The 7453-nt window shown below is 74.1% G+C and carries 4 protein-coding genes; all 4 read right to left on the bottom strand.

The features are described from left to right. Positions 1–66 precede the first annotated feature (66 nt). Entirely contained in the window at positions 67–1248 is a 1182-nt protein-coding gene (locus tag SRB5_RS33435; protein ID WP_153457249.1) for an APC family permease, read from the bottom strand. A 13-nt stretch (positions 1249–1261) separates the two neighbouring features. Beyond that, on the bottom strand, positions 1262–3637 hold the full coding sequence (locus SRB5_RS33430) for a protein kinase domain-containing protein (RefSeq protein ID WP_323378917.1): 2376 nt from the start codon (positions 3635–3637) through the stop codon (positions 1262–1264). A 159-nt stretch (positions 3638–3796) separates the two neighbouring features. Next, positions 3797–5527 carry a serine/threonine-protein kinase gene (locus SRB5_RS33425; protein WP_153457248.1) on the bottom strand — a complete coding sequence of 577 codons (1731 nt, stop codon included), beginning with the start codon at positions 5525–5527 and terminating at the stop codon, positions 3797–3799. Positions 5528–5663: 136 nt separating this feature from the next. Continuing rightward, complete coding sequence (locus SRB5_RS33420; protein WP_323378916.1) at positions 5664–7370, bottom strand: glycerol-3-phosphate dehydrogenase/oxidase; 1707 nt, start codon at positions 7368–7370, stop codon at positions 5664–5666. Positions 7371–7453 lie beyond the last annotated feature (83 nt).

Genomic DNA, 7453 nt, shown 5'->3' with positions numbered 1-7453 from the left:
GGTGTTCTCGGCGGTACGGACGCTGCGTTCAGGCAAGAAACACGCTCACGACCATCACGGACACAGTCACACCCCAACCCCCGCCACCACCGACACCCACGGCAGCGCGAACGCCAGCAGCAGGCATCCCGCGAAGCCGAGCACCGGAACCCACCGCGCCGGGCGGCCCTCCGCAGGAGTGAGCGTCCACGCCGACGCGTTCGCCACCGCGTAATACACCAGCACCCCGAACGACGAGAACCCGATCGCCCCCCGCACATCCCCGAACGCCGCCACCACCGCGACCACCACCCCCACCGTCACCTCCGCCCGGTGCGGCACCGCGAAACGCGGGTGCACCGCCGACAGGGCACGCGGCAGGTGGCCGTCACGCGCCATGGCCAGCGTCGTACGGGAGATCCCCAGGATCAGCCCCAGCAGCGACCCCAGCGCCGCCGTCGCCGCGCCCACGCGGACCACCGGCGCCAGCCAGTCCGCCCCCGCCGCGCGGGCCGCGTCCGCCAGGGGGGCCGGGGCCGAGGCGAGGCCGGACGGGCCCAGGACCGACAGGACCGCGACCGCCACCAGCGCGTAGCAGACCAGCGTGATGCCCAGCGCGACGGGGATCGCGCGGGGGATCGTCCGGGCCGGGTCGCGGACCTCCTCCCCCAGCGTGGCGATCCGCGCGTACCCCGCGAAGGCGAAGAACAGCAGCGCGCCCGCCTGCAGCACGCCCCCGAAGGACGCGTCGGAGCCGACGTCCAGCCGCGCACCGGAGCCCTGCCCGAGGCAGACGACCACCACCGCCGCCAGCACGGCCAGCACCACCGCCACGATCCCCCGCGTCAGCCACGCCGACTTCTGCACCCCGGCGTAGTTGACCGCCGTCAGCGCCACCACCGCGGCGACCGCCACCGCGTGGTCGTACCGGGGCCAGGCGTACGACCCCACCGTCAGCGCCATCGCCGCGCACGACGCCGTCTTCCCCACGACGAACGCCCAGCCGGCCAGATACCCCCAGAACTCCCCCAGCCGCTCCCGCCCGTACACATACGTCCCGCCCGAGGCCGGATACCGCGCCGCGAGCCGGGCCGAGGACGTGGCGTTGCAGTACGCGACCACGGCCGCCGCCGCGAGACCGAGCAGCAGCCCGGAGCCGGCCGCCCGCGCGGCGGGGGCGAGCGCCGCGAAGATACCGGCGCCGAGCATGGAGCCGAGCCCGATGAGAACCGCGTCCGTCACGCCCAGCCGCCGCTGCAGGTCAGTCATGCGGCTGTGTCTATCAGAAGCCCTTCGGCGTGTACGTGTTGGCCGCCTGCTGGTAGAAGACGTCCAGCGAACGCCGGTCGGAGATGGGGCCGGAGACGAACACCACGTGATACCGCCCGCCGACGATCATCGCGAAGTTACGCCCCAGCTTCTCGACGCCGCCGCTGTCCTGCCAGGTGAAGGTGCCGACGGCCTCCTGCCGGGTGCCGACCGTGATGGTGTTCGTCCCGGAGATCTCGCCCCAGGCGGAGGCCCGGTACGGGGCCAGCTCCGGCTCCTTGTCGAGCTGGTAGTCCATGGGGTCGGACCCGTACTTCTCCACCGTGTCCCGACCGGGCGCGACCAGCATCTCGTACCGCCCGTCGGGGCTGGCGAACCGCACGGCGCCGGCCGGCGTGTGGCCGAGGCGCTGCCAGTCCTTGCGTACGGCGACCTCGAAGCCGTCCTCGTCCTTGCGCATGGCGAAGCCCTTGGGCAGCTGGCCGGGGTCGAGGCGGGTCGGGTCCGCCGACGCCTTCTTCTTCCCGCCCTGCTCCTCCTGCCGTTCGGGCTTGTCGGACTGCCCGGGGTCCGGCCCCCCGCCGGTGACCGACTGGCGGCGCTGCTGGCCGTTCGACCCGTCGTCCTGGGCCTTGGGCATGAGGAGCGCGGCGACGGCGATCGCGGCCACCATCGCCACGAACACCAGGGCGATCAGCCACCGGCCGAGGCTGCGGGCACCGCGCCGGGGGCGTTTGGACGGAGACCTCTTGTGCCGGGCGCCCTGCGTGGACACCAGCGGCTCCATCGCGTCGCGCCCCCTGCGGCGGCGGCGCACCAGCTCGCCGCGGCGGCGCTTTATGGGCAGCCGGCGCGGGTCGGAGCGCCGGGGCGCCTGCGGCGGCACCGTGACCGTACGGCTGCCGATGTCCGGCTCGGGGGCCGTCCGGATCAGGGAGCGCAGCCAGCCGCGCAGCTCCTCGAAGTCCGGCCGCTCGGTGGGGTCCTGACGCAGCAGCGACTCGACGACGGGACGCAGCGCCCCGCACTCCTCCGCCATCGCGGGCGGCTCCGCGCACACCAGCTGGCAGAGCTCGAACGCGCTCTCCTCCGGATACGCGGAATGCCCCTGCACGGCGCGGAACAGCAGCGCCCCCAGCGCCCAGAGGTCGGCGGCGGGGCCGACGGGCGGGGCGAGCTGCCAGTGCTCGTGCACGGGACCGGCCTGCTCGGGCGCCCAGCGCTCCGTGACGGGGCCGACGATCTGCATCCGCGTCTGCCGCGCCCGCTCGGCGTCGAGCCGGGTCCGGGGCCCGCGCCGGGAGGGCGCGTCGTCGTCCTCCCGCCGGACGCCGGGGTCGACGGGCTGCGGCGCGGACGCGACCGGCACGCTGATGGACGCGCCGGGACGCGGCCCGGGCAGGCTCCCGCCGAACGTGGCGGTGCCCCGGCCGCCCTCCTCGAGGGAGGGGCCGTGGGTGGGCAGCGGGTGCTCCCCCGTGTCGACCTGGTCGGTGTACGAGGGCCCGCCGGCGATCCGGGCGGCGGCGGCCCGCGTACCGGCGCGGTACGTGGCGGCGGCGGACTGGCGGGCGCGGGCGGCGGCGCCGTCCTCCTCCAGGGCGGCGCGCCCGTTGGGCGGCTGCTGGGCCTGGGCGAACAGACGGTCGGCCAGCCCCTGCTGCCGGGGCACCCCGGAGGAACCGGCCGCCGGCAGGAACCCGCTCGCCGGCCCCGGCAGCTCCGGCACCCGCCCGTCCGGCCCCATGGGCCGGGACGGCACCCCGCCGGGCGGCGGCCCCGGGCTCCCCGCCGGGCGCGGCGGCTGACCCCAGCCGGGGGGCGGGGGCAGCGGGTCGTACCCGCACAGCGCGTCCTGTGCGGCGCCGGCGGCCAGCCCGCTCAGCACGATGCGCCCGTCGTCGCAGACCAGGACCGTCCGCGCCGTGATGTTCCGATGCGCCCAGCCGTGTGCGTGCAGCGCCCGCAGCGCGGTGAGGATGTCGGCGGCGACCTCCGCCGCCCGGAACGGGCTGAGGGAGCGCCTGCCGAGGATCGAGGCCAGCGACCGGCCGGGCACCAGCTCGCTCACGATCCAGATGCTGCCGCCGTCCTCGAACACGTCGAAGACCTGGTCGAGCCGGGGGTGGTCGGGGATCGCCGCAGCCGCGCGCGCCGTCTCCAGCGCACGCCGCACCGCCACGGCGGATTCGGCGTCGCCGCCCGCCGCGCCGCCCTGATCGCCGTCGATTAATTCCGCCTCGACGATCTCGGGCAACGGCACCTCGCGGACGACGACTTCCTGTCCGCTGTAGGTGTCGAACGCGCGGGTCTCCAGTGGCTCTCCGTCATCGGGGCGCCGGGGCAGCCGATAACGCCCGGCGAGCACTCGGCCTGCGTACTCGTCCACGACACCTCCCCACCAGCGCGTTCTCACCGCGGCCCGATTGACATCAGGTCAAATACGGTCAGATTCCCCGCGATTGCGAATGCGGAACGTCCCCGCGATATCACAATACGTGCTCGAGCCGGGCCGTGGGGCCCGGCTCGGCATCTTCGGCACGCAAAATCAGTTCATCGGTTCGAACGAGGAGAATGCGGCTTTCCGCAGAGCCTCGCACTGTGTGCCGTTCCAGGCGGCGGCCGGACAGCTGATCATGATGGCGTAGCCGTGCGAACGGTCCACGACCATCCCCCGGTTGAGCACGCGCACCTTGGTGCCGTTCGACGTCCGGGTGAACTGCCAGTCGGCGACGGAGGGATAGTCCCGCCACTCGACCGTACGCAGACTGATCCGCCGGTAGTTCTGGCTCGTGCTGCGCACCCCGGGCTCCGACGCGGCCCACGCGTCGTACGCGGCGGAGGGCTGCATGCCCCGGGGGCTGCTGGTGAAGTCGACCTGGACGCGCGGGAATCCGCCCGACGAGGCGGCGAATATGGCGCCGCCGCCCCCGGTCGTGGTGCCGACGCGGCGCCAGCCCTCGGGCAGCGCTATCGAGAACTGGAACTTGCCCTCGCTGAAGGTCTTGTAGCCGGCGGGGACGCCGCCGCCGGCATCGTTCTTCGGCTTGTCCTTCTTGCCGTCGTCCTTCCCGGGCCCGGCCGGGTCCGGGGTGGAGTCCTCGGTACGCGAGGGCTTCGCGGTCGGGCTCTCCTTACCGGTGTCCTTCGCCGGCGGCGCGGTCGCCGTCGGCCTGTCCGTCGCGCCGTCGGCGCCGTCGTCACCCCCGCCGAGGGCGACCGCCAGCACCGTACCCAGCACGGCCAGCGCCACCACGGCGGCGATGACCACGAGCGTCCGGCGCGGCAGCTCGGAGACCCGCGACACCAGCGAGGCCGCCGACGGCCCGGACCGGTGCAGCGTGGCGGGCCCCGGCGCAGGCGCCGACGGGGAAGCGGCCACCGGCTCGGCGGGCACCGGCGGCAGCGGTACGACCTTCGTCGCGTCCGGCGGCGGCGGGACCGGCGCCTTCGCGGGCTCCTCGATCACCCGGCGCAGCATCGCCCGCGCCCCGGCGTCGTCCAGCCGCCGCTCGGGGTCCTTGTCCAGCAGCCCGTAGATGACCTCCTCCAGCGGCCCCGCGTTCTTCGGCGGGTCCAGCGGCTTGGTCATCACGGCGGTCAGCGTGGCGATCGCCGACCCCAGGTCGTACGGCGCGTGCCCCTCCACCGCCGCGTACAGCAGCCCGCCCAGCGACCACAGGTCGGAGGCCGGTCCGGGCTTGCGGCCGCGCGCCCGCTCCGGGGAGATGTACGACGGGGCGCCGACCAGCATGCCCGTCGACGTGATCGACGGGTCGCCCTCGACCTGCGCGATGCCGAAGTCCGTGAGGACCACCCGGCCGTCGTCGGCTATCAGCACGTTCGACGGCTTCACGTCGCGGTGCAGGATGCCCTGCCCGTGCGCGGCCTTGAGCACGTCGAGCACCGCCAGGCCCACCTCGGCGGCCCGGCGCGGCGTGAGCGGTCCGTCCTCGCGCGTGGCGTCGGCGAGCGAGCGGCCCTCGATCAGCTCCATCACGATCCACGGCCGGTCGTCCTCGTCGACGACGTCGAACACCGTGACCGCGCCCGTGTTACGGATCCGGGCGATCGCCTTGGCCTCGCGCAGCGTCCGTGTGACGAGGCGGCGCTTCTCCTCCTCGTCGACGGCGCTCGGGAAGCGCAGCTCCTTCACCGCGACCGTACGGCCGAGCACTTCGTCCGTCGCGCGCCAGACGGTGCCCATACCGCCGCGGCCCAGCACGGCGCCCAGCCGGTAGCGCCCCGCGAGCAGCTTGCCGTCCCCTTCGTGGCCCATGTGTCCCCTTACCAAAACCACCCCCGGCAGGAGCACCCATTGTGTCCCATGGCTACGACACTTGGGCGCCCGGGGCCCGCAGTGGACGGACGTCCGAACCACCGCCTCCGGTTCCCGCGGGCGCGGGGTCCGGCCGTCAGAGCGGGATGATCTCCGGCGCCCCCAGCCGGGCCGCGTCCGCCGTCTGGTCGTCGGGCTGACGCTGCGACTCCCGTTCCGCCTCCACTCTCTTCTCGTAGTGTTCGACTTCCTTGGCCACCTGTCCCGTGTCCCACCCGAGCACCGGCGCCATCAGCTCCGCGACCTCCCGCGCGCACCGCGTCCCCCGGTCGAACGTCTCGATGGACACCCGGGTCCGCCGGGTCAGCACGTCGTCCAGATGCCGCGCCCCCTCGTGCGACGCCGCGTACACCGCCTCCGCGCGCAGATAGTCCTCCGCGCCGGTGAGCGGCTCGCCCAGACTCGGGTCGGCGGCGATGAGGTCGAGCACCTCCTGCGTCATCCCCCCGTACCGGTTGAGCAGATGCTCGATCCGCGCCACATGCACCCCCGACGAGGCCGCCGTCCGCGCCCGCCCGTTCCACAGCGCCCGGTAGCCCTCCGCGCCGATCAGCGGCACGCTCTCCGTCACGCACGGCCCGACCCGCTGGTCCAGTCCGTGCACGGCGGCGTCCACGGCGTCCTTGGCCATCACCCGGTACGTCGTGTACTTGCCGCCCGCCACCACGACCAGCCCCGGCACCGGATGCGCGACGGTGTGCTCGCGCGACAGCTTGCTCGTCGCCTCCGACTCCCCCGCCAGCAGCGGCCGCAGGCCCGCGTACACGCCCTCCACGTCGTCGCGGGTCAGCGGGATCGCGAGGACGGAGTTCACGTGCTCCAGCAGATAGTCGATGTCCGCGGAGGACGCCGCCGGATTCGCCTTGTCCAGATCCCACTCGGTGTCCGTCGTGCCGACGATCCAGTGCCGCCCCCAGGGGATGACGAACAGCACGCTCTTCTCGGTGCGCAGGATCAGCCCCGTCGTGGAGTGGATCCGGTCGCGCGGTACGACGAGGTGGATGCCCTTGGACGCCCGTACGTGGAACTGCCCGCGCTCCCCGACCATCGCCTGCGTCTCGTCCGTCCACACGCCGGTCGCGTTGACGACCTGCTGCGCCCGCACCTCGAACTCGCCGCCCAGCTCCAGATCCTGCACCCGGGCGCCGACGACCCGCCCGCCCTCGCGCAGGAAGCCCACGACCCGCGCCCGGTTGGCGACATGCGCGCCGTACGAGGCGGCCGTCCGCACCAGGGTCGCGACGTAGCGGGCGTCGTCCATCTGCGCGTCGTAGTACTGCAGCGCCCCGACCAGCGCGTCCTTGCGCAGACAGGGCGCGACCCGCAGCGCCTTGGACCGCGACAGATGCCGGTGCACCGGCATCCCCCGCCCGTGTCCCCGGGCCATCGACATCGCGTCGTACAGCGCCACGCCGCTGCCCGCGTAGAGCCGCTCCCACCCCCGGTGCTGCAGGGGGTAGAGGAACGGCACCGGCTTCACCAGATGCGGGGCGATCCGGTCGGTGAGCAGGCCGCGCTCCTTCAGCGCCTCCCGTACGAGGGCGAAGTCCAGCATCTCCAGATACCGCAGTCCGCCGTGGATCAGCTTGCTGGAGCGGCTCGACGTGCCCGACGCCCAGTCCCTCGCCTCGACCACGCCGGTCGACAGGCCGCGGGTGACCGCGTCCAGCGCGGTGCCCGCGCCCACCACGCCGCCGCCCACGACCAGGACGTCCAGCTCGCGCTCCGCCATTCGTGCGAGGGCCGTGCCCCGTTCGGCCGGTCCGAGTGTCGCTGTCCTCACCGATGCCTCCGCTCCGCCGGAGCCCGCGCCCCCGGGGTCACCGGGGCGGCGGACACCGGTACGTCGTGGTGTCCCGTCCGTCG

This window comes from Streptomyces smaragdinus (assembly GCF_009604385.1).
GTDB classification, from domain to species: Bacteria; Actinomycetota; Actinomycetes; order Streptomycetales; family Streptomycetaceae; genus Streptomyces; species Streptomyces smaragdinus.
This window is presented reverse-complemented; position numbering and strand designations above follow the sequence as displayed.

Excerpts from the sequence above, each read along its gene's own strand:
- SRB5_RS33435 (WP_153457249.1), bottom strand. The coding sequence starts at position 1,248 with ATGACTGACCTGCAGCGGCGGCTGGGCGTGACGGACGCGGTTCTCATC.
- SRB5_RS33425 (WP_153457248.1), bottom strand. The coding sequence starts at position 5,527 with ATGGGCCACGAAGGGGACGGCAAGCTGCTCGCGGGGCGCTACCGGCTG.